This window comes from Microbacterium sp. K35, from assembly GCF_004794375.1.
GTDB classification, from domain to species: domain Bacteria; phylum Actinomycetota; class Actinomycetes; order Actinomycetales; family Microbacteriaceae; genus Microbacterium; species Microbacterium sufflavum.
In genome coordinates, this window is the sequence record NZ_SSDM01000342.1 from 18550 (window position 1) to 40041 (window position 21492).

At 70.1% G+C, this 21492-nt stretch carries 21 protein-coding genes; 11 read left to right on the top strand and 10 right to left on the bottom strand.

All coding sequences use genetic code 11. From position 1 onward, the window contains the following. Positions 1-16: 16 nt before the first annotated feature. Positions 17-583, bottom strand: coding sequence for a peptide deformylase (gene def / locus DW299_RS13730; RefSeq protein WP_136036925.1), 567 nt, complete (start codon positions 581-583; stop codon positions 17-19). A 61-nt stretch (positions 584-644) separates the two neighbouring features. On the opposite strand from def, the gene DW299_RS13735 reads away from it, so the two are divergent. Next, entirely contained in the window at positions 645-1748 is a 1104-nt protein-coding gene (locus tag DW299_RS13735) for a DMT family transporter (RefSeq protein WP_342589054.1), read from the top strand. A gap of 86 nt (positions 1749-1834) precedes the next feature. On the opposite strand, the gene pgl is transcribed toward DW299_RS13735, so the two are convergent. From pgl to tkt, 6 genes are read right to left on the bottom strand one after another with little or no spacing between them, the layout of a single operon-like run. Next, entirely contained in the window at positions 1835-2614 is a 780-nt protein-coding gene (gene pgl / locus DW299_RS13740; protein ID WP_168387194.1) for a 6-phosphogluconolactonase, read from the bottom strand. 5 nt (positions 2615-2619) lie between these two features. Next, the gene (locus DW299_RS13745) at positions 2620-3555 is read right to left on the bottom strand and encodes a glucose-6-phosphate dehydrogenase assembly protein OpcA (RefSeq protein WP_136030148.1); all 936 of its coding nucleotides are present in this window, start codon (positions 3553-3555) and stop codon (positions 2620-2622) included. Continuing rightward, positions 3552-5102 carry a glucose-6-phosphate dehydrogenase gene (gene zwf / locus DW299_RS13750; protein WP_136030150.1) on the bottom strand — a complete coding sequence of 517 codons (1551 nt, stop codon included), beginning with the start codon at positions 5100-5102 and terminating at the stop codon, positions 3552-3554. The genes DW299_RS13745 and zwf overlap by 4 nt, the downstream gene beginning before the upstream one ends. A 21-nt stretch (positions 5103-5123) precedes the next feature. Next, positions 5124-6731: a phosphoglucose isomerase-related protein gene (locus DW299_RS13755; protein WP_136036927.1), complete on the bottom strand. Its 1608-nt coding sequence runs from the start codon at positions 6729-6731 to the stop codon at positions 5124-5126. After that, complete coding sequence (gene tal / locus DW299_RS13760; protein WP_136030153.1) at positions 6728-7840, bottom strand: transaldolase; 1113 nt, start codon at positions 7838-7840, stop codon at positions 6728-6730. The genes DW299_RS13755 and tal overlap by 4 nt, the downstream gene beginning before the upstream one ends. Beyond that, positions 7837-9933, bottom strand: a complete 2097-nt coding sequence (gene tkt, locus DW299_RS13765) for a transketolase (protein ID WP_136036933.1) — start codon at positions 9931-9933, stop codon at positions 7837-7839. Before tkt ends, tal begins: the two co-directional genes overlap by 4 nt. A gap of 249 nt (positions 9934-10182) precedes the next feature. Between tkt and DW299_RS13770 the strand changes: the two genes are divergently transcribed. After that, positions 10183-11088 carry a heme o synthase gene (locus DW299_RS13770; protein ID WP_136030155.1) on the top strand — a complete coding sequence of 302 codons (906 nt, stop codon included), beginning with the start codon at positions 10183-10185 and terminating at the stop codon, positions 11086-11088. On the opposite strand, the gene DW299_RS19535 is transcribed toward DW299_RS13770, so the two are convergent. Both DW299_RS19535 and DW299_RS13785 read right to left on the bottom strand, forming a co-directional pair. Beyond that, positions 11034-11507, bottom strand: a complete 474-nt coding sequence (locus DW299_RS19535; protein WP_206251155.1) for a hypothetical protein — start codon at positions 11505-11507, stop codon at positions 11034-11036. The genes DW299_RS13770 and DW299_RS19535 overlap by 55 nt on opposite strands. 65 nt (positions 11508-11572) lie before the next feature. Continuing rightward, positions 11573-12718: a COX15/CtaA family protein gene (locus DW299_RS13785; RefSeq protein WP_136030159.1), complete on the bottom strand. Its 1146-nt coding sequence runs from the start codon at positions 12716-12718 to the stop codon at positions 11573-11575. 231 nt (positions 12719-12949) lie between these two features. Between DW299_RS13785 and sufB the strand changes: the two genes are divergently transcribed. The 7 genes from sufB to DW299_RS13820 all read left to right on the top strand — a co-directional run bounded on the left by sufB (position 12950) and on the right by DW299_RS13820 (position 19627). After that, the gene (gene sufB, locus DW299_RS13790; protein ID WP_136030161.1) at positions 12950-14368 is read left to right on the top strand and encodes a Fe-S cluster assembly protein SufB; all 1419 of its coding nucleotides are present in this window, start codon (positions 12950-12952) and stop codon (positions 14366-14368) included. Next, positions 14369-15574 carry a Fe-S cluster assembly protein SufD gene (gene sufD / locus DW299_RS13795; RefSeq protein WP_136030163.1) on the top strand — a complete coding sequence of 402 codons (1206 nt, stop codon included), beginning with the start codon at positions 14369-14371 and terminating at the stop codon, positions 15572-15574. Beyond that, positions 15571-15897, top strand: a complete 327-nt coding sequence (locus tag DW299_RS13800) for a non-heme iron oxygenase ferredoxin subunit (RefSeq protein WP_136030165.1) — start codon at positions 15571-15573, stop codon at positions 15895-15897. Before sufD ends, DW299_RS13800 begins: the two co-directional genes overlap by 4 nt. 3 nt (positions 15898-15900) lie before the next feature. Next, positions 15901-16671, top strand: a complete 771-nt coding sequence (gene sufC, locus DW299_RS13805; protein WP_101845421.1) for a Fe-S cluster assembly ATPase SufC — start codon at positions 15901-15903, stop codon at positions 16669-16671. A gap of 10 nt (positions 16672-16681) precedes the next feature. Then, positions 16682-17011 (top strand): metal-sulfur cluster assembly factor, encoded by a 330-nt coding sequence (locus tag DW299_RS13810; RefSeq protein ID WP_017202280.1) that lies wholly within the window; start codon positions 16682-16684, stop codon positions 17009-17011. A gap of 94 nt (positions 17012-17105) precedes the next feature. Then, complete coding sequence (locus DW299_RS13815) at positions 17106-18260, top strand: MalY/PatB family protein (protein WP_136030167.1); 1155 nt, start codon at positions 17106-17108, stop codon at positions 18258-18260. Continuing rightward, the gene (locus tag DW299_RS13820; protein WP_136036928.1) at positions 18257-19627 is read left to right on the top strand and encodes an MFS transporter; all 1371 of its coding nucleotides are present in this window, start codon (positions 18257-18259) and stop codon (positions 19625-19627) included. The genes DW299_RS13815 and DW299_RS13820 overlap by 4 nt, the downstream gene beginning before the upstream one ends. Here the strand turns inward: DW299_RS13820 and DW299_RS13825 are convergent. Further along, positions 19590-20174 carry a TetR family transcriptional regulator gene (locus tag DW299_RS13825; RefSeq protein WP_136036929.1) on the bottom strand — a complete coding sequence of 195 codons (585 nt, stop codon included), beginning with the start codon at positions 20172-20174 and terminating at the stop codon, positions 19590-19592. The two genes, DW299_RS13820 and DW299_RS13825, sit on opposite strands and share 38 nt — an antisense overlap. Before the next feature lie 51 nt (positions 20175-20225). Between DW299_RS13825 and DW299_RS13830 the strand changes: the two genes are divergently transcribed. Together DW299_RS13830 and DW299_RS13835 are read left to right on the top strand one after the other, a co-directional pair. Next, positions 20226-20930, top strand: a complete 705-nt coding sequence (locus DW299_RS13830) for an energy-coupling factor ABC transporter ATP-binding protein (protein WP_205814403.1) — start codon at positions 20226-20228, stop codon at positions 20928-20930. Next, on the top strand, positions 20927-21492 hold a 566-nt coding region (locus tag DW299_RS13835; protein ID WP_136036930.1), incomplete at its 3' end, for an energy-coupling factor transporter transmembrane component T family protein. The genes DW299_RS13830 and DW299_RS13835, both read left to right, overlap by 4 nt.

Consider the following 21492-nt stretch of genomic DNA (forward strand, 5'->3'; position numbering starts at 1 on the left):
CGTGGGCTGAAAGCGCTCAGCCCTCGAGGTCGTCCACCCCGGGCAGCCAGCTCACACCGGGGCGGCCCCATCCGCGCTTGCGGGCGATCTTCTGCGTGGTCTTCCAGTCGGCGTCCGACAGTCGATCGATGTAGAGCACTCCGTCGAGGTGGTCGAACTCGTGCTGCATGATGCGAGCACGCCACCCATCCACTTCGAGCGTCACCGGCGCGCCGTCGAGGTCGATCGCCGTCACGCGCACGCGATCGGACCGGCGGAGCGGGAACCGCTCGCCGGGGAACGACAGGCATCCCTCCGCCTCGAGATCGGGGTCGGGTGCGCCCGGCTCGGGGGGCGTCATCCACAGCACGGGATTGATCAGCACGCCTCGCCAGGGGCGGTCCTCGTCGTCGACGTAGTTGTACGTGTAGATGCGCAACGGCACCCCGACCTGCGGGGCGGCCAGCCCGACGCCGGGAGCGGCGTCCATCGTCTCGAACATGTCGGAGACGAGCGTGCGCACCTCCTCGGTGATCTGCTCGACGGGGGATGCGGGGGAGTGGAGGACGGGATCGCCCATGATGCGAATCGGAAGTACGGCCACGTCACAACCCTAGTCCGCGAGACTCTCCGGGTAGGGTCGTAGTGTGAGCGCAGGGGTGTGGATGGGGATGGCCGAAGACGTCGGCGACCAGCTCGTCGGTGCCTTCCAGAACCCGGGGATCCTTCTCGGCATCCCTCTCGCCCTGGCCGGTGCCGTCTTCATGTCGCTCGGCGCGCAGTACCAGCACCGCGGGGTGGAGAAGGTCGAGCGGCTGAGCGGCTCCACCGGCACCTCCGGGCTCACGTTCGCCCAGATCAAGGGTCTGCTCACGCGCCCGTCCTGGATCATCGGCACGCTGATGCTCGGCCTCGCGATCGTCTGCCAGCTCGCAGCCCTCGTGCAGGCGCCACTGATCGTCGTGCAGCCGCTCGGCGCGATCGCCCTGGTCATCACGACGCTCCTCAACGCGCGGATCTCCGGGCATTCGCCGACCAGGCAGTCGCTCACGGCGATCGTGGCGTGCGTCGGCGGCATCTTCCTGTTCGTGTTCTTCGCGGCGATCTTCGCGACGGAGCAGGACGTGACCGACCGCGAACTGTTCGTGATCCTCGCCCTCCTGCTCGTCGTCATCATCGTGCTCGGTGCGTGCTGGCTGATCCTGCGTCACCGCATGCGCGCGCTGTTCTACGTGATCGGGGCCGGCATCCTGTACGGCTTCGTGGCGACGCTCGCGAAGGTCGTCATCAAGCGCATCGAGGCGGGCCAGTTCGAATGGATCACCGCCGTCTGCGTGCTTGCCCTGGTGTCGGCCGCGGCCGTGGGCGCGTACTTCGTGCAGACCGCCTACAGCTCGGGACCCCCCGACCTCGTGATCGCCGGACTCACGGTCGTCGACCCGCTCGTGGCGGTGCTCATCGGCATGGTCGTGCTGGGCGAGGCGGCCGCCGCGCCGTGGTGGGTGCTCATCATCTTCGCGATCGCCGGGGGCATCGCCGTGTGGGGTGTCGTGGGCCTCGCGCGCTACCACCCGCAGGTGCTCAGCGACAGCCAGGAGCTCGGCATCACCCGGGGGAGCTCGGCTCCGACGCACGCGGACGATGCCGCAGCCGCCGTACCGCCGTCACCGATGCGCGACGCGGCGTCTGCCGTCGAGGAGACGTCTGCCGCTGAAGCGCCGCGCTCTGGCGACGACCCCGAGGCGCGCACGCGCCCCGACGCCCCGTAGCCTCGTTCTCGGTTCGACGCGACGCACGCAGACGCCCGCCCGTCCCCGAGGACGAGCGGGCGCGCGACCGCGGCCGGAGGACCGGCTCAGTAGGTCTGATCGATGAGGTCGGGCGACACCTCGGACGCTGCGGCCTCGTCGACGAAGTACACCGTGCGCTTGCGCCCCTTGGCACCGGCCGCCGGCACGCTCGTGTAGCTCGCGCCCGCCAGTGCGAGGCCCAGCGCGGAGGCCTTGTCCGCTCCCGTCAGCACGAGCCAGACCCGCTTGGACGAGTTCAGGACCGGACGCGTGAGCGTGATCCGCTCCGGCGGGGGTTTGGGGGAATCGCGCACCGGCAGCGCGGCGGCGTCCGTGACCGTCACTTCCTCGCGATCCGGGAACAGCGAGGCGATGTGGCCGTCGGGACCGACGCCCAGGAAGCACACCGCGAAGGACGGCCAGGGGTGGTCGTCCGTGCCGAACCGGGCGAGTTCCGCCGCGTACGCGGCAGCGGCCTCGTCGAGGTTCAGACCGCTGTCGGACGCCGCGGCCTCGTGGATGTTCTCCTCGGGCACCGGGATGTGGTCGAGCAGGGCGTTGCGGGACTGGAGCGCGTTGCGGTCCGAGTCGTCGCGGGGAACGAAGCGCTCGTCGCCCCACCAGAAGTGCACGAGCGACCAGTCGATGTCCGCCGCGCGCGGGTTGTCGGCGACCGCACGGAGCACGGCCCCGCCCATGGAACCGCCGGTGAGGGCGATGTGGGCGACGCGACCGTTCCTGGTGCGCGCCTTGACGCGGGTGAGGAAACGATCGGCGACCCGGAGGGCGAGGGCTGTCGGGGTGGCCTCGACCACGACCCGCTTCTCTGCGGACGATTCCGACATCGGTGTCACTCTCCCGTCTCGGGCGGACCGAGCTTCTCCCAGCCATCCGTGATGACTCGACCGTACAGGAGATCTGGATCCAATCTGCGCAGCTCCTCGGCGAGGCACTCGCGCAGCGTGCGCCGCGGCAGGTGGAGGTCGTGGTTGGGCTGGTCCGGCTGCGTGAGCACGGCGATGCCGGGCGAGGGACGCTCCAGCAGGATGTCACCGGACTCACGCGTCAGACGCACGGACTTGATGCCCTCCTGCCACTCCTCCGGGCTCTCGTACGACCACCGCACCGGCACGTCCAGCGCCATCTGCAGCCACGCGGCGAGCAGAGCCGTGGAGGGGGAGGCGGCGGCCCCGCGCACCTCGACGGCGGTGATGGTCTCGTACGGCGGCTGATCCAGCACGGCGGCCAGCTGCTCGCGCCAGTGCGTGAGCCGCGTCCACGCGAGGTCGGTGTCGCCGGGCGCGTGCGTGCGGCCGAGCAGCGCGAGCCGGTCGCGCACATCGGGCGAGGTCGCGGCGTCGGTGATCCGGCGCTGCGCGATGCGGCCGAGCGGGGAGGACGACGGCGACGCCGGAGCCTCCTCCGGCCACCACGCCACGACGGGGGCGTCGGGGAGCAGGAGCCCGGTGATCAGGCTCTCCTCGTTGCTGGCGGCGTCGCCGTAGGCGTGCAGCACCACGACCTCGCTGGCTCCGGCGTCTCCGCCCACACGGATCTGTGCGTCCAGGCGGGACTCGCCGTCTCCGGTCGTGAGCACGATCACGCGCATCGGGTGCTCACGCGAGGCGTCGTTGGCCGCGTCGATCGCGGCCTCCGCGACTCCGTTGCGCGCGGAGATGACGAGCGTCAGCACGCGTCCGAGGGCGACCGCGCCGCCCTCCTCGCGCACCTTGACGAGCTGCTTCGCGACCTGGCTGACGGTCGTGTCGGGAAGGTCGATGATCACGGGCGTCTCCAGACTCGTCCGTCGCGGGCCAGCAGGTCGTCGGCGGACGCCGGGCCCCACGATCCCGGAGCGTACTGCTCCACCGGGCCGCCCTGGGCCGCCCAGTACTTCTCCACCGGGTCGAGGATCTTCCAGGAGAGCTCGACCTCCTCGTGCCGCGGGAAGAGCGGCGGGTCTCCGAGCAGCACGTCGAGGATGAGCCGCTCGTACGCCTCCGGGCTCGCCTCCGTGAAGGCGTGGCCGTAGCCGAAGTCCATCGTGACGTCGCGCACGTTCGAGCCCGTGCCGGGGACCTTCGAGCCGAACCGGATCGTGACACCCTCATCGGGCTGCACGCGGATGACGAGCGCGTTCTGTCCGAGCTCGGAGGCGTTGCCCCGGCCGAAGAGGTGCTGCGGTGCCCGGTTGAACACGACGGCGATCTCGGTCACGCGACGGCCGAGGCGCTTGCCGGTGCGCAGGTAGAACGGCACGCCCGCCCAGCGTCGCGTGTCGATCTCCAGCTTGATGGCCGCGTAGGTCTCGGTCGTGGACTCGGGGTTCATGCCCTCCTCGTCGAGGAAGCCGGTCACCTTCTCGCCGCCCTGCCAGCCACCGGCGTACTGCCCGCGGGCCGTCGCGAGCGACAGGTCCTCCGGCACGTGCACGGCGGCGAGCACCTTCTCCTTCTCGGCGCGCAGATGCTCCGCCGACAGGCTGATCGGCTCCTCCATCGCGGTGAGCGCCAGCAACTGCAGGAGGTGGTTCTGGATCACGTCACGGGCCGCCCCGATGCCGTCGTAGTACCCCGCGCGTCCCCCGACGCCGATGTCCTCGGCCATCGTGATCTGCACGTGGTCGACGTAGTTGCGGTTCCAGATCGGCTCGTACAGCTCATTGGCGAAGCGCAGCGCCAGGATGTTCTGGACCGTCTCCTTGCCGAGGTAGTGGTCGATGCGGAAGATCGAGTCGGCCGGGAACGCGACCTCCAGCGCCGCGTTCAGCGCGCGGGCCGACTCGAGGTCGTGCCCGAACGGCTTCTCGATGACCACACGCCGCCACCGCTCATCGTCGTCGGCGTCCTGCCCGACGAGCCCGGAGTCCTTGAGCTGCTTCGCCACCAGCGGGAAGTCCTTCGGCGGGATCGACAGGTAGAACGCGTGGTTGCCCATCGTGCCGCGTTCCACGTCGAGACGCTCGACGGTCTCCCTGAGCTTGCGGAAGGAGTCCGGATTGTCGAACTCGCCGGACACGAAGCGGATGCCCTGCAACAGCTGCGCCCAGGTCTCCTCGCGGAACGGCGTCCTGGCGTGCTCCTTCACCGCGTCGTACACGACCTGCGCGAAGTCCTGGTCCTCCCAGTCGCGTCGGGCGAACCCGACCAGAGCGAACCCGGGGGGCAGCAGGCCGCGGTTGGCGAGGTCGTACACCGCGGGCATGAGTTTCTTGCGCGACAGGTCTCCCGTGACGCCGAAGATCACGAGGGCGCTGGGCCCCGCGATCCGATTCAGCCGGCGATCGTCGGGGTCGCGCAGCGGGTTGTGCCCGCGCGAGAGGGGAACAGTCATCGGTGGGGGCTTCTCCTGCTGTTACTTCTGTGCGGCTTCGAAGAGGGTGAGCACGTCGTCGGACGACTCCGTGATCGTCAGCGAGACGACGGGACGCCCGTGCTCCGCGAGCACGCCCGCGTCGCCGGCGGCCTGCGCCTGGATGAGCTGACCGAACGTGAACGGCCGACCGGGGATCTCGAGGTCGACGTCGGTGCGCTCCAGGATCTGCAGGAACACCCCCTGCGCCGGGCCGCCCTTGTGGTACTGGCCGGTCGAGTGCAGGAAGCGCGGGCCCCAGCCGAACGTGGTCGGACGACCGGAGTCGGCGGCGACCAGCTCGCGCAGACCCTGCAGCTGCGGCACCTCGAGACGGTTGACGTACGCCTGGATCGACACGTAGCCGTCGGCGGGCAGCTGCGCCCACAGCGCGTCGAGCACGCCCTCGACCGTGCCGGAGGCCGCGAGAGCCGGGTCCGACACGCGCACCTCGACGCCGTTCTCCACGAACGCGGGGGCGGTGGGCTCGGGTCGGGCATCGAGGAGGCCGCGCGCGGCCACCTTCGCCGACTCGACGTCGGGCTGGTCGAACGGGTTGATGCCGAGCAGGTGCCCGGCGATGGCGGTGGCGTACTCCCAGACGATGAACTGCGCGCCGAGCGTGCCGCTGACGAGGATCTCACCTTCGTGGCGCTCGTGCAGGTGGAACTCGTTCGCGTCGTCGACCAGTCGCACGATCTGCAGGTCGGCGGGCACGGGGTCGAGCTCGGGGGAGACGGGGAGCAGCACGACCGGGAGGATGCCGGTTCCCTCCTTGCCCGTGGACTCGGCGATGAGCTGCTCGATCCAGTCGGGCAGGCCCTTGATGTGGGTGCCGTCCGTGATCAGACCCAGCTTGTCGCGGCGCGGGGTGGTCGCGGCGATGGCCGCGCCCAGGCGCAGGGCCGGGTTCTCGGCGGAGTCGACGGCGACCTCGAGCAGCGAGGCCTCGGCCTCGTTCAGCAGCTCGTCGATGTCGACGCCCGCGAGGCCGGACGGCACCAGGCCGAACGCGGTCAGCGCGGAGTAGCGGCCGCCCACGTTCGGGTCGGCGTTGAACACGCGGTACCCGGCCTCGCGCGCGGAGGCGTCGAGCGGCGAGCCCGGGTCGGTGACGACGACGATGCGCTCGGTCGGGTCGATGCCGAGGTCGCGGAACGCCGCCTCGAACGTGCGACGCTGCGAGTCGGTCTCGACCGTGGACCCGGACTTCGACGACACCACGAGCACGGTCTCGGCGAGGCCCTCGTCGAGCGCGGCCAGCACCTGGCCGGGCGCCGTGGAGTCGAGGATCGTGAGGGGGACCCCCGAGGTCTGTGCGATCACCTCGGGCGCGAGCGACGACCCGCCCATGCCGGCGAGCACGACGCGCGTGACTCCCTTCGCGGCGAGCTCCTCGCGCAGGGCGACGATCTCGGCGACGAGCGGCCGGGAGACGGAGACCGCCTCGACCCACCCGAGCCGGATCGAGGCCTCGGCCTCGGCCGCCGGACCCCACAGCGTGGCGTCGCCGCTCGTGATGCGCGAGGCGACCAGGTCGTGGACGAGGCTCGGGACGGTCTCCTCAATCGCGGCACGCGCGGCGCCCGAGGCGTGGATCGCGAAGGTCATCGCTGTGCCTCCAGTGCCTCGGCGACCTGGGTGAGCAGGTCGTGCCACGAATCGATGAACTTGGCGACGCCCTCGTCCTCGAGCACCTGGGTGACGTCGGTGAAGTCGATGCCGACCTCTTCCAGCCCGGCGAAGACCTGACGGGCCTCGTCGTAGCCGCCGGTGATGGTGTCGCCGGTGACGACGCCGTGGTCGAAGGTGGCCTCGAGGGTCTTCTCCGGCATGGTGTTGACGACGCCGGGGGCGACGAGCTCGGTGACATAGAGGGTGTCGGGCAGCGCAGGGTCCTTCACGCCGGTCGACGCCCAGAGCGGACGCTGGGCGTTCGCCCCCGCCGCGAGGAGGGCCTTCGCCCGGTCGGTCTCGAAGCTCTGCTCGAACAGCTCGTAGGCCAGGCGGGCGTTGGCCAGGCCGGCCTTGCTCTTGAGGGCCTCGGCGGCGTCGGTCCCGATCGCGGTGAGGCGCTTGTCGGTCTCGGTGTCCACGCGGGAGACGAAGAACGACGCGACGGAGTGGACGGTCGACAGGTCGACACCGGCGTCCTTCGCGCGCTCCAGGCCCGTCAGGTAGGCGTCGATGACCTCGGCGTACCGCTCCAGGCTGAAGATCAGGGTCACGTTGACGCTGATGCCGTGCGCGATCGCCTCGGTGATCGCCGGGAGGCCGGCCTTGGTCGCCGGGATCTTCACGAGCAGGTTCGGGCGGTCGATCTTCGCCCACAGCTCCTTCGCCTGCGCGACGGTGCCGTCGGTGTCATGCGCGAGGTCGGGGGAGACCTCGATGGACACGCGGCCGTCCACGTGACCGGACTGCTCCCACACCGGGCGGAAGATGTCGAGCGCGGCACCCACATCCTGCGTGGTGGCCGCGAACACGGCCTCCTCCGCCGAGGCGCCGGACGCGGCGAGCTCGGTGACCTGCGCGTCGTACGACGTGTCGTTCTTGTCGGTGATCGCGTTGGCGAAGATCGTCGGGTTCGTGGTGACGCCGACGACGTTGCGCGACGAGATCAGCTCCGCGAGGTTGCCGGAGGAGATGCGGGTGCGCGAGAGGTCGTCGAGCCAGATGCTGACGCCGGCCTCGGCGAGCTGTGCGGTGGGGGTGCTCATGCGTTCTCCTTGATGGTCTCGCGGGCGGCCGCGACGACGGCCTCGGTGGTGATGCCGAACTTCTCGAAGAGGGTCTTGTAGTCGGCGGAGGCGCCGAAGTGGTCGATGCCGACCGAACGACCGCGGTCGCCGACGATGCCGCGCCACGTGAGCACGGAGCCGGCCTCGACCGACACCCGCGCCGTGACCGACGACGGCAGCACGCTCTCGCGGTACGCCTCGTCCTGCTCCGCGAACCACTCGAGCGACGGGGCCGAGACGACGCGCACGTTCACGCCCTCCTCGGCGAGGGCCGCGCGGGCGTTCACCGCGAGCTGCACCTCGGATCCGGTGGCGACGATGATGACGTCGGGCGTGCCGTTCGGGGCCTCGGCGAGCACGTACGCACCCTTGACGGCCTGAGCGGCGGCGGCGAACGTGTCGCCGGAGGCCTCGCCCTCGCCGCGCTCGAACACCGGGATGTTCTGTCGCGTCAGGGCGATGCCGGCGGGGCCCTCGTGGCGGCGGAGGATCTCCAGCCAGACGGCGGCGGTCTCGTTCGCGTCGGCGGGGCGCACGACGGCGAGGTTCGGGATCGCGCGCAGCGTGGCGAGCTGCTCGATGGGCTGGTGGGTGGGTCCGTCCTCACCGAGGGCGACGGAGTCGTGCGTCCAGACGAAGATGCTCGGCACGTTCATCAGAGCGGCCAGACGCACCGAGGGGCGCATGTAGTCGCTGAAGATGAGGAAGGTGCCGCCGAACGCGCGCGTCGGCCCGTGCAGCACGATGCCGTTCACGATCGCGCCCATCGCGTGCTCGCGGATGCCGAAGTGCAGCACACGGCCGTAGGGGGTGCCCGACCACTCGTGCGTCGACCACTCCTCGGGGATGAACGACGCCGCGTCCTTGATCGTGGTGAGGTTGGACTCGGCGAGGTCGGCGGACCCGCCCCAGAGCTCGGGCAGCTGTGCGGCGAGGGCGTTGATGACCTGGCCGGACGCGGCGCGGGTCGAGACGTCCTTGCCGGCCTCGAACACGGGCAGCGCGTCGGCGATGTCGGCGGGGAGCTCGCGGGCCTCGACGCGGTCGAGCAGCGCCTTGCGCTCCGGGTTCGCCTCGGCCCAGGCGTCGAACGACTTCTGCCAGGCGGCGCGCTCCTCGGCGGCGCGCTCGGCCAGGCCGCGCGTGCGGGCGATCACGTCGTCGGCCACCACGAACGTCTGCTCCGGGTCGAAGCCGAGGACCTTCTTGGTCGCGGCGAGCTCGTCCGCGCCGAGTGCGGAGCCGTGGATCTTGCCGGTGTTCTGCTTGCCGGGCGAGGGCCAGCCGATGATGGTCTTGAGGATGATGAGCGAGGGCTTGTCGGTCTCGCCCTTCGCGGCCTCGATGGCGGCGTAGAGCTCGGCGACGTCTTCGACGTACTCGCCCGTCTTCTTCCAGTCGACCGTCTGCACGTGCCAGCCGTAGGAGGCGTAGCGGGCGGCGACGTCCTCCGTGAACGCGACGTTGGTGTCGTCCTCGATGGAGATCTGGTTGGAGTCGTAGATCGCGATGAGGTTGCCCAGCTGCTGGTGGCCCGCGAGCGACGAGGCCTCGCTGGTCACGCCCTCCTGCAGGTCGCCGTCACCCGCGATCACGTAGACGAAGTGGTCGAACGGGCTCGTGCCCGCCGCGGCCTCCGGATCGAACAGCCCACGCTCGTAGCGGGCGGCGTACGCGAAGCCCACGGCGGAGGCGAGGCCCTGCCCGAGCGGACCCGTCGTGATCTCCACGCCCTTCGTGTGTCCGTACTCGGGGTGGCCGGGGGTCTTCGATCCCCACGTGCGCAGCGCCTTGAGGTCATCGAGCTCCAGGCCGAAGCCGCCGAGGTAGAGCTGCACGTACTGCGTGAGGGACGAGTGTCCGACGGAGAGGATGAACCGGTCGCGGCCGAGCCAGTCGGTGTCGGCGGGGTCGTGCCGCAGGACGCGCTGGTACAGCAGATACGCCGCGGGAGCCAGGCTCATCGCCGTGCCGGGGTGGCCGTTGCCGACCTTCTCGACCGCATCGGCCGCCAGGATCCGGGCGGTGTCCACCGCGCGTCGATCGATCTCGTCCCACTGCAATTCCGACACGTTCATGCCCTTTCCGACAGTTTCGAGGGCGCCCGTATTCCTTGGCGCATCCGCAACTTCCCTGGCGCATTCCGCACCGCCTCGAGGACGGGTGGGGGTGTGCGCAGCATCGGGCGCGCGAGTGCCTTCAGCATAGCGGTGACGGTGGATCCGATCGGTGGCCGGGGGGCACGGAAGGCGTCATCGCGTGTCATACACTGGAGAGGTTGTCCCGTAACGCGCGCGGAGGAGGCGATCGAGATCTCGACGATGTCTGATCAGACCGTACGGAAGTCGTCCATCGGTCGCACGGTGAGCGCTTACGTGACGCTGACGAAGCCCCGAGTCCTCGAACTCCTCCTCGTCTCGACCGTCCCGGTGATGTTCCTCGCCCAGGGCGGTCTCCCGAACCTCTGGCTGGTCCTCGCGACCGTCATCGGCGGATCCATGAGCGCCGGCTCGGCCGGGGCCTTCAACATGTATCTCGACCGCGACATCGACGCGCACATGCACCGCACGGAGAACCGTCCGCTGGTCACGGGCGAGGTGAGCCCGCGCGGCGCGCTGATCTTCTCCTGGACTCTCGCGATCGTGTCCACCGTCTGGCTCTGGTTCACCACCAACTGGCTCACCGCAGTGCTCTCGGCCTCGGCCATCTTCTTCTACGTCGTGATCTACACGATGATCCTCAAGCGCCGCACCGAGCAGAACATCATCTGGGGCGGCATCGCGGGCTGCTTCCCCGTGCTCATCGGCTGGTCGGCCGTCACGGGCTCTCTCGACTGGCCGGCGTTCATCCTGTTCCTGCTGGTCTTCCTGTGGACGCCGCCGCACTACTGGCCGCTGTCGATGAAGTACAAGGACGACTACGAGGACGTCGACGTCCCGATGCTCGGCGTCACGCGCAACGCCTCGCAGGTCGGCCTCCAGGTGATCCTCTACGCGTGGGCGACCGTCGCGTGCTCGCTGCTGCTGGTGCCGATCGCGAACATGGGTCTCGTCTACACGGTGTCCGCGCTGGTCTTCGGCGGCTGGTTCATCTACGAGTCGCACCGCCTGTACAACCAGGCGGTGCGGGGGACCGAGGCGCGGCCGATGCGAGTCTTCCACGCCTCGATCACCTACTTGACGCTGATCTTCGTGGCCGTCGCGGTCGACCCGCTGCTGCCGTTCTGATCCGCAGCGTCCTCCGACGCCGCGGACGCTGACGCGTCGTCCGCCGGCGTGTTGGCGGCGTCCGTGGTCGCCGTCGCATCCTGATCGGTCGCGGACCCGGTCGCGGCGATGACCTCGTTGGGGGACGGCTCATCCATTCCGGCGTCGAGCGCGACGGGCACGGCCGGGACGAGTGCCCGCGCCGCCACGAGGCCGAGGGCGAGGAGCAGGCCGATCAGGCCGGCGCCGAGCACCGCGGCTCCGACCACCACGAGCGACTGGCCGACGTAGACCTCCACCCCCGTGGCCGTGCCATCGAGCAGGGTGCTCGTCATGGTGCCGATCTGGCCGGCGATGAGCCATCCGCCGACGCCGATCGCGGCGAGGGACACGATGAGGAGAATCCAGAATCCGATGCTTCTGGTCAGTGTTCTGTGCATGCCGACCAGGCTGACCGATGCCCTGATGAGGCCCCGGTGCGCACGCTATGGATCGTCTGTGCGGCTCAGCGCCCGGTGAGCGCCGGGGCGGGTTCCTCGGCCGCGACGTCCGTCCGCACCGGGCGCTTCAGGTGCAGCACGACCACGGTGTACGTCGCGGCCGACAGCGAGGCGAGCACCATGTGGATGCCGACCAGGATCGGCGGCAGCCCCTCGCGCGCCTGCCACACCCCGACGCCGACCTGCACCAGGATCGCGAGCACGAGCACGAGCAGCCAGCGGCGGGGCTCCAGGCGGAGTGCCCAGGCGGTGATCGTGAGGAACAGCACCAGGGCGGCCAGCACGTAGCCGGGCCAGGAGTGCACGTGCGCGAGGACGGTCGCGTCGAAGCCGTGGCGCAGCACGTCCGCATCACCCGAGTGCGGCCCGGAGCCGGTGGTGAGGACGCCGAACAGGATCGTCACCGCGAGCGCGAGTCCTGTCACATGCGTGACGATCGCGAACCAGCTCGGCACGGCGCGTTCGCGGGGCCCCGGTGCGGTCTTGAGGCGCACGAGGAACGCGGCCGTGACGCACACGAGAAGCAACGACGAGGTGTAGTGGAAGCCCACGATGAAGGGGTTCAGCCCGGTCAGGACCGTGATGCCTCCGACGAGGGCCTGAGCCACCACACCGATCAGCACGAGCCACGCCAGGAGCACGAGGTCGCGACGCGTGGCCGTGGTGCGGACGGAGTGGACGGCGGCCGCGATGACGGCGAGCAGCAGCACGCCGGAAGCGATCGGCGAGGCGGGGAAGTGGAAGGGGAAGGCGATCGCGAAGGCGATGCCGGCCGCGACGATGCCGCCGAGCGCGAACCACAGCGCCTTCGTGACCGCGCGACGCCCGTTCACCGTGTACAGGACGAGCAGCACGACGGTGAGAGCGATGATGCCGACGACGCCCGTCATCAGCCGGTTGCCGAACTCGATGATGCCGTGCACCCCCTGCACTTCGAGGATGGGCACGAGCGACTCGGGCGTGCACAGCGGCCAGTCGGAACAGCCGAGGCCGGAGCCGGTCAGACGCACCGCGCCGCCGGTGCCGATGATGATCGTCTCGCTGACGAACGAGAGCCACGCGAAGACGGTCAGCGCCTTCGCCCACCCGCGGGATCGCGGAACGGGGGTCGTCCGAGTCGTCGGAGGGGTGGTGATGGTCGTCTCGGGCATGAGTCCTCCGGCTCGTCGGCGACGTGGCGCGCGGCCCGTCCGCCAGGCGGAACCTGTAGAATCGGATTGTTGCGATGAGCGCTGACCGCGCTGAAGCATCGTCAACAGTTTAGGCGCGATGGAAGCGCCGATGATGAGGGCCCACCAACGGCACCCGCTCCCGCAGACTCGACGGGGATCAGGTGTGTCGGGGCGGATGACACCGTTTGGGACCTGTGAGGAGAGTGTTGCATGTCGGATGTGCTGATCGACCGCCCGGAGCTTGACGGTCTGGGGGTGTACGAGTTCGGCTGGCACGATGAAGACGCCGCGGGTGCCGTGGCGAAACGCGGCATCTCCGAAGAGGTGGTCCGCGGGATCTCTGCCCTCAAGAACGAACCCGAGTGGATGCTGAAGACCCGTCTGAAGGGGTATCAGCTCTTCGGTCGCAAGCCGATGCCGACGTGGGGCGCCGACCTCAGCGACATCGACTTCGACAACATCAAGTACTTCGTCCGCTCCACCGAGAAGCAGGCGCAGAGCTGGGAGGACCTCCCCGAGGAGATCCGCGAGACGTACGAGCGCCTGGGCATCCCCGAGGCGGAGCGTCAGCGCCTCGTGGCCGGCGTCGCCGCGCAGTACGAGTCCGAGGTCGTGTACCACCAGATCCGCGAGGACCTCGAGGCCCAGGGCGTCATCTTCATGGACACCGACACGGCGCTGCGCGAGCACCCCGAGTTCTTCGAGGAGTACTTCGGCACGGTCATCCCGGCGGGCGACAACAAGTTCGCCGCACTCAACACGGCCGTGTGGTCGGGCGGCTCGTTCGTCTACGTCCCGAAGGGCGTGCACGTAGAGATCCCGCTGCAGGCGTACTTCCGTATCAACACCGAGAACATGGGCCAGTTCGAGCGGACCCTGATCATCGCCGACGAGGACAGCTACGTCCACTACATCGAGGGCTGCACGGCTCCGATCTACAAGTCCGACTCGCTGCACTCGGCCGTGGTCGAGATCATCGTGAAGAAGAACGCCCGCGTGCGCTACACGACGATCCAGAACTGGTCGAACAACGTCTACAACCTGGTCACCAAGCGCGCCGTGGCACACGAGGGCGCGACCATGGAGTGGGTCGACGGCAACATCGGCTCCAAGGTGACGATGAAGTACCCGTCGATCTACCTGATGGGCGAGCACGCCAAGGGCGAGACCCTCTCGGTCGCCTTCGCCGGTCCCGGTCAGCACCAGGACGCGGGCGCCAAGATGATCCACATGGCGCCGTACACGCAGTCGTCGATCGTCTCGAAGTCGATCGCCCGCGGCGGCGGTCGCGCCGGCTACCGCGGTGAGGTCCGCGTCGACGCCAACGCCCACCACTCGGCGAACACCGTCCGTTGCGACGCGCTGCTCGTGGACACGAAGTCGCGCTCCGACACCTACCCGGCCATCGACATCCGCGTCGACGACGTGCAGCTCGGCCACGAGGCCACGGTCTCGAAGGTCAGCGAGGAGCAGCTCTTCTACCTCCAGTCCCGCGGCATGCCCGAGGACGAGGCGATGGCGATGATCGTGCGCGGCTTCATCGAGCCGATCGCGCGCGAGCTGCCGATGGAGTACGCGATGGAACTGAACAAGCTCATCGAGATGGGCATGGAAGGATCGGTCGGCTAAATGGCGGCCTCGACGACAGCGCCCACGGAGGCGCAGCACACGAACGCGCACATCGACCCGGCCGCCCAGGTCGCCGACGCCGGATTCGTCCCGGTGCAGACGCGCTCCGAGCGCCCGCACTCGTACGACCCGGACGACTTCGGCGCCCCCAGCGGCCGTGAGGTCAACTGGAAGCACACGCCGGTCGCGCAGCTGACGCCGCTGTTCCAGACGGCGGAGGCGAACGACGGCGTCGCGTACGCCTTCAGCTCCGGCGGGCAGTACGTGGCAGGACCGCTCGCCATCGGCGCCGCTCCGCGCGGCGAGGTCTTCCTCCCCGAGGACATCACGGCCGCCGTCGCCTGGCAGGGTGCGAGCGAGGCGGTGCACGTGCGCATCCCGCGTGAGGAGGAGGTCGCCGAGCCGATCTTCATCTCCGTCACGGGTACGGGTGCCGACCGCCGCGCCGACGCCCACATCGTGATCGAGGCGCTGGAGCACAGCGTCGCGACCGTGGTGCTGCAGCACAAGGGTTCCGCGCAGTACGCGCAGAACGTGGAGATCATCGTCCGCGATGGCGCGAAGCTCACCGTGGTCACGGTGCAGCAATGGGAGGACGACGCGGTGCACGCGGCCGCGCACCAGGCCCGCGTCGGCTCCGACGCCACGCTCAAGCATTTCGTGGTGAGCTTCGGCGGCGGCCTCGTGCGCGTGAACCCGAGCGTGGAGCTCGCGGGCGCGGGTTCCGAGGGCTACCTCTACGGGCTGTCGTACGCGGACGCCGGGCAGCACCTGGAGAGCCAGGTCTACCTTCACCACAAGGGTCCGCACACCACGGGCGACGTGCTCTACAAGGGTGCCCTCCAGGGCGCGAGCGCGCACAGTGTGTGGATCGGCGACGTGCTGATCGGCGCCGACGCCACGGGCACCGACTCGTACGAGGCGAACCGCAACCTGGTGCTCACCGAGGGGGCGCGCGCCGACTCGATCCCGAACCTCGAGATCGAGACGGGCGACATCGTCGGCGCGGGCCACGCGAGTGCGACCGGTCGCTTCGACGACGAGCAGCTCTTCTACCTGCAGGCCCGCGGCATCCCGGAGGAGGAGGCGCGGCGTCTCGTCGTGCTCGGCTTCCTCACCGACATCGTGCTGCGCCTCGGTATCCCGACGCTCGAGGCGGAGCTGCTCGCCGCCATCGAGGCCGAGCTCGCCGAGGTGGACGCGTGACCGCCGAGCGCGTCTGCGCGGTCTCCGACCTGGAGCAGGACACCCCGCTCCGCGTCGAGCCGGGCGGCGTGCCCATCACGGTGATCAAGGACGGCGATGGCGTGATCCACGCCATCGGCGACACCTGCACGCACGGCGACATCTCGCTGTCCGAGGGCTTCGTGGAAGGCGACACGGTGGAGTGCTGGGCTCACGGCTCGGCCTTCTCCCTGATCACCGGCAAGCCCCAGAACCTCCCCGCTTACGAGCCCGTCCCGGTCTATGTCGTCGAGATCGACGGCGACGACGTGCTCATCGATCCTGCTGTGACGAAGGAAGTCTGAAGAATGTCTGTTCTCGAGATCCGCGACCTGCACGTGACGGTCGAGACCGAGGCGGGGACCACCCCGATCCTCAACGGAATCACCCTCACCATGAACACCGGTGAGACCCACGCCATCATGGGCCCCAACGGCTCGGGCAAGTCGACCCTGGCCTACACGATCGCCGGTCACCCGAAGTACACGGTGACCTCCGGCTCGATCACGTTCGACGGTGAGGACGTGCTGGCGATGAGCGTCGACGAGCGCGCCCGCGCCGGGCTCTTCCTCGCGATGCAGTACCCGGTGGAGATCCCCGGCGTCACCGTGACGAACTTCCTGCGCACGGCGAAGACCGCGCTCGACGGCGAGGCGCCCTCGATCCGCCAGTGGACCAAGGACGTCAAGGAGTCCATGGCGAACCTGCGCATGGACCCGAAGTTCGCGCAGCGCAACGTCAACGAGGGCTTCTCCGGCGGCGAGAAGAAGCGCCACGAGATCCTGCAGCTCGAGGTGCTCAAGCCGAAGTTCGCCGTGCTCGACGAGACCGACTCGGGTCTCGACGTCGACGCGCTGAAGATCGTGTCCGAGGGCGTGAACCGTGCCAAGGAGTCCACGGGACTCGGCGTGCTCCTGATCACGCACTACACCCGGATCCTGCGGTACATCCGCCCCGACTTCGTGCACGTCGTCGTCGCGGGCAAGATCGTCGAAGAGGGCGGGCCCGAGCTCGCCGACCGGCTGGAGAACGAGGGCTACGACCGGTTCCTCGACCCTTCCGCCCCGATCGAGGCGTAGGCTGAGCCGTATGACAGCGACCCTCACGGATGAGAAGTACGACGCGGTCACCGAGGCGCTCAAGGACGTCATGGACCCGGAGCTCGGGATCAACGTCGTCGACCTCGGCCTCATCTACGACCTCGCCTGGGATGACGAGAACGATGCTCTCGTCATCCACATGACGTTGACCAGCGCGGGCTGCCCGCTGACCGACGTCCTCGAAGACCAGACCGCGCAGGCTCTCGACAACGTCGTGGACCGGTTCCGCATCAACTGGGTGTGGATGCCGCCGTGGGGTCCGGAGCGGATCACGGACGACGGGCGCGACATGATGCGCGCGCTGGGATTCGCAATCTGACGCTGAAGACAGTGATGCACGACGGAGCGGGCGCGGAGACGCGCCCGCTTCGCTGACTCCGCGGTGAGGCGGGGACGAGAACTCGGGAGATCGAATGTTGCATGTTCAGGCCCTGTCCCTGGCGGAGCTCCGTGAGCGCAGCAGCGAGAAGTGGCGCGAGTACCCCGCCGATGTGCTTCCGCTCTTCGTCGCCGAGACCGACTTCCCCCTCGCCCCCGCGATCACCGCGGCCCTGCACCGTGCGGTCGAGCGTGGCGACACGGGGTACATCGCCTCGAAGACGCCGCTGGCCGAGGCGTTCGCGGGCTTCGCGCGCCGCCGTTACGACTGGGCGGTGGATCCCGCTCGCACTCGCAGCACGGCCGACGTGAGCATGGGCATCGTGGAGATCCTGCGCCGCGTGACGCAGCCGGGGGAGCGGGTCGTCGTCACCCCGCCCGTGTACCCGCCGTTCTACGACCTCGTGGAGGAGGCCGGTGCGGAGGTGCTGCGGGTGCCGCTGCGCGACACGGGCACGGGGTGGGAGCTCGACCTCGACGGGATCCGCGGGGCGTTCGACGACGGTGCGACCGCGATCCTGCTGTGCAACCCGCACAACCCGACCGGCACGGTGCACGACCGAGACGCCCTCGCCGCGCTGGCGGAGATCGCTGCCGAGTACGGCGCCGCCGTCGTGTCCGACGAGATCCACGCGCCGCTCGCCCAGCCGGGGACCGGGTTCACGCCCTTCCTCGCGGCGAGCGAGACGGCCGCACGCGTCGGCTATGCGGTCGTGAGCGCCAGCAAGGCGTTCAACCTCGCCGGCCTGAAGTGTGCGCTGATGGTCACGGCCGACGACGACACCAGCGCCGTGGTGCGAGGGCTCCCCGTGGAGGTCGAGTGGCGCACCGGTCAGTTCGGTCTGCTCGCCTCGGTCGCAGCGTTCGCGGAGGAGAGCGATGCGTGGCTGGACGGGCTGCTCGACACGCTCGACCAGAACCGCGTGCTCCTGGAGGACCTGCTGGCGCGGCATCTTCCCGGTGCCCGCTACCGGATCCCGGACGCGGGCTACCTGGCCTGGATCGACCTGTCGGCTCTGGGCTGGGGCGACAACCCGGCCAGGCGGATCCTGCGGGATGCGAAGGTCGCCCTGCACTTCGGCCCGGCGTTCGGCACCGAGGGAGCGGGCCACGTGCGACTGAACTTCGGGACGAGCCCGGAGATCCTGACGGAGGCCGTCGAGCGGATCGCCGCGCTCGTGGAGCGATGACCGCGCCGCAGCCCGTCGCATCGATCTGGGATCGCGGCCGAATCTGGGTGACGGTGGGCGCGGTCGCGCTCATCTTCCTCGCCGCGATCGAGGCGCTCGCGGTCACCACGGTCATGCCGATCGTGAGTGCGGCGCTCGACGGTGAGGCGCTGTTCGCCGTCGCGTTCGCCGGCACCCTTGCGACGAGCGTGATCGGGATGGTCGCGACCGGTGCCTGGTCCGACGCGCGCGGGCCGCGCGGCGCGCTGTACGTGGCGGTGGCGCTGTTCATCGTCGGCCTGCTGATCTCGGGCTTCGCGACGTCGATGCCGCAGTTCCTGATCGGTCGGCTCGTGCAGGGGCTCGGCACCGGCGGTCAGACGGTCGCGCTGTACGTCGTGGTCGCGCGGCTCTACCCGCCGGAGCTGCACGGGCGCGTGTTCGCGGCGTTCGCGGCCGCCTGGGTCGTCCCGTCGATGGTGGGGCCGTTCCTCGCGGGAGCGGTCGCGGAGTACCTGCACTGGCGCTGGGCGTTCCTGGGCGTCGCGGTGCTCACCGCGATCGCCTTCCTGATGATCGCGGTCCGGCTGCGTGGTGTCGACCTGGGCGGCGGCGAACCCCAGGACCGGCGTGCGCTGCGCCTCCGCCTGCTGCTGGCCGTCGTGGTGGCGGCGCTGGCGGTGGTGATCGGCGTCTCGGCCGAGCTCGACCACGGGGTGCGCTGGCCGGTCGCCGTGGCCGCGATCCTCGGGATCGGCGTCGCGGTGCTGCCGCTGCTCCCCGCCCGTACCCTTCACGCGGGAGCCGGGTTGCCCAGCGTCGTGCTGATGCGCGGCGTGGCGGCCGGCGCGTTTTTCGCGGCGGAGGCCTACATCCCCTACCTGCTCATCCGGAAGTACCACTTCACCGCCACGTGGGCGGGGGTGGCGCTCATGCTCGCGGCGTTCGCGTGGGCTGGAGCATCGGCGCTGCAGGGGCGCTACGGCGAGCGGCTAGGCAACCGCCGCATCACGCTGCTGAGCCTCGGCGCCCTCCTGGTGGCGATGCTGGCGGTGCTCGCGGCGGCCGTGTTCCCGGTGTCGCCCGTCGTGGTGATCCTCGGGTGGGCGTTCGCGGGTGGCGGCATGGGGCTGCTGTATCCGCGCCTGACGGTGCTCACGCTGGCCTACTCAGACGAGTCGAACCAGGGGTTCAACTCCTCGGCGCTGTCGATCTCCGACGCGACGGGGTCCGCGGTCGCGATCGCGGTCGCGGGGCTCGCCGTGGCCACCCTCGGCGGCGGTCCTGGTGCCTTCGGCGTGGTGTTCGCGTTCGGTCTCGGTCTCGTGCTGCTGGCGCTCGTGCCGGGTCTCAGGCTCGGGCACGCCGCGGAGCCCGCGGTGCGCTGACCTCGCCCGCGAGCGCCCGCACGCCCAGGTCGAACGCGCGGTCGAGACCCGCCGTCACGTCGATCTCGTCCGAGGGTGGCAGGGCGCCATGGCTGTCGGCGTGCATGCGCTGCTGCACGAGCGTCGCGTGGCCGAGGACGAAGTGAAGGATCGCGGTCGCGCGGGTTTCGGGATCGTCGGCGCCGTCGCTCCGCAGCGCGGCGATGAGCGCGTCGAGCGCGTGCGCCGAGCCGAGCTGGAGCGCGTAGGTGCTCAGCACGAGCTCGGCGCCGTCGCGGTGGGCGAACAGAGCATCCCGCAGGCCGCGGGCGGTGGCGAGGACGCCGGTGGTTCCGCGGGGGACGCTCGCGGTGATGCGGTCGGCGAGATCGGCGAGCAGCTCCTGCTTGCTCGCGAAGTGCCAGTAGAGAGCACTGGGCTGCACGTCGAGCCGCGCGGCGATGCGCCGCATCGAGAGGTCGGCCAGACCGACCTCGTCGAGCAGGGCGAGAGCGCTGCGGGCGACGCTGTCGCGGTCGTGTCGGGCCGGATTGGGCTCGGGGGTCATGACCCCACTATAGTGAACGGCGTTCAGGTGAACGGTGTTCAGGAGGTGGGAGTGCGCGAGCAGCGTCGGGCCGAGGAAGCCGCCGCATCGATCGTGCTGGAGCACGTGCGGGTCGAGGTCGACGGCCGGGCCATCCTCGATGACGTGAGCCTCGACCTCACCGCACGACGCATCGCCGTGATCGGGGCGAACGGCTCGGGAAAGTCGACGTTCGCGCGTGTGCTGGACGGCCTGGTCGTGCCGACGGCGGGCACTGCGGTCGTGCACGGGCTCGACGTGGTGCGCGACACGCGGGAGCTCCGACGCCGCGTCGGCTTCGTGTTCACGGATCCCGACGCGCAGATCCTCATGCCGACGCCCGCGGAAGATCTCGCCCTGTCGCTGCGGGGCCTCCCGCGCGCGGAGGTCGACCGACGCGTGCGCGAGACCCTCGCGGTGCATGGGCTCGAGGCGCACGCGGACGTGCCGGCGTCGTCGCTGTCCGGCGGGCAGAAGCAGCTGCTCGCGCTGGCGGCCGTGCTCGTGACCGAGCCGCGGCTGCTCCTGGCCGACGAGCCGACCACGCTTCTCGACCGGCGCAACGCCCGGCGCATCGCGGAGCTGCTGATGGCGCAGGAGGCGCAGGTCGTGGTGGCCACGCACGACCTCGACCTGGCCGCGCGCTGCGACCTGGCCGTGCTGTTCGAGGGCGGGCGAGCCGTGGCCGTGGGTCACCCGGATGCGGTGATCGACGAGTACTGCCGGGTGTCCGCGTGATCTCGCTCTACCGCCCCGGCACGAGCGTGCTGCATCGCCTGCCGGCGGGGGTGAAGCTCGCGGGGCTCGTGCTCTGCGCGCTCGGTCTGACCCTGCTTCCGCCGCAGCCCGTCGTCGTGAGCGTGGCCCTCGCCGCCACGGTCGTGCTCTATCCGCTCGGAGGGCAGAGTCCGCGCACGCTGCTCGTCGAACTGTGGCGGTTGCGATGGATCCTCCTCGTGCTGGGGGTGATGCTGGCGGTGTTCGTCTCGCCGATCGCCGCGTGGGTCGGCGCCGGTCGGGTCGCGGCGCTGCTGCTCGTCGCCGCACTGGTGACGATGACCACGCGGATGTCCGACCTGCTCGATGTGCTGCAGACGGTGCTGCGGCCGCTGCGTCGCTGGGGTGTCGATCCGGAGGTCGTCGCGCTGACGCTGTCGCTCACGCTCACGATGGTGCCGGTGGTCGCGGCGTTCGTCCACCGGCTCCGTGAGGCCGAGCGCGCTCGAGGGGTGCGCCTGGGGCCGCGCGCGGCGGTGCCGCTCCTCGTGCTCACCCTCCGGCGACTTCTTGTCGACCGTGC

What these genes read in the sequence shown, in the direction of transcription:
- DW299_RS13825 (WP_136036929.1), bottom strand. Translation starts at nt 20,174, where the DNA reads ATGACCCCCGAGCCCAATCCGGCCCGACACGACCGCGACAGCGTCGCC.
- sufD (WP_136030163.1), top strand. Translation starts at nt 14,369, where the DNA reads ATGGCGGCCTCGACGACAGCGCCCACGGAGGCGCAGCACACGAACGCG.
- DW299_RS13820 (WP_136036928.1), top strand. Translation starts at nt 18,257, where the DNA reads ATGACCGCGCCGCAGCCCGTCGCATCGATCTGGGATCGCGGCCGAATC.
- tal (WP_136030153.1), bottom strand. Translation starts at nt 7,840, where the DNA reads ATGAGCACCCCCACCGCACAGCTCGCCGAGGCCGGCGTCAGCATCTGG.
- pgl (WP_168387194.1), bottom strand. Translation starts at nt 2,614, where the DNA reads ATGTCGGAATCGTCCGCAGAGAAGCGGGTCGTGGTCGAGGCCACCCCG.
- DW299_RS13735 (WP_342589054.1), top strand. Translation starts at nt 645, where the DNA reads ATGGGGATGGCCGAAGACGTCGGCGACCAGCTCGTCGGTGCCTTCCAG.
- zwf (WP_136030150.1), bottom strand. Translation starts at nt 5,102, where the DNA reads ATGACTGTTCCCCTCTCGCGCGGGCACAACCCGCTGCGCGACCCCGAC.
- DW299_RS13815 (WP_136030167.1), top strand. Translation starts at nt 17,106, where the DNA reads ATGTTGCATGTTCAGGCCCTGTCCCTGGCGGAGCTCCGTGAGCGCAGC.
- DW299_RS13770 (WP_136030155.1), top strand. Translation starts at nt 10,183, where the DNA reads ATGTCTGATCAGACCGTACGGAAGTCGTCCATCGGTCGCACGGTGAGC.
- sufB (WP_136030161.1), top strand. Translation starts at nt 12,950, where the DNA reads ATGTCGGATGTGCTGATCGACCGCCCGGAGCTTGACGGTCTGGGGGTG.
- DW299_RS13755 (WP_136036927.1), bottom strand. Translation starts at nt 6,731, where the DNA reads ATGACCTTCGCGATCCACGCCTCGGGCGCCGCGCGTGCCGCGATTGAG.
- sufC (WP_101845421.1), top strand. Translation starts at nt 15,901, where the DNA reads ATGTCTGTTCTCGAGATCCGCGACCTGCACGTGACGGTCGAGACCGAG.
- DW299_RS13785 (WP_136030159.1), bottom strand. Translation starts at nt 12,718, where the DNA reads ATGCCCGAGACGACCATCACCACCCCTCCGACGACTCGGACGACCCCC.
- DW299_RS19535 (WP_206251155.1), bottom strand. Translation starts at nt 11,507, where the DNA reads ATGCACAGAACACTGACCAGAAGCATCGGATTCTGGATTCTCCTCATC.
- DW299_RS13810 (WP_017202280.1), top strand. Translation starts at nt 16,682, where the DNA reads ATGACAGCGACCCTCACGGATGAGAAGTACGACGCGGTCACCGAGGCG.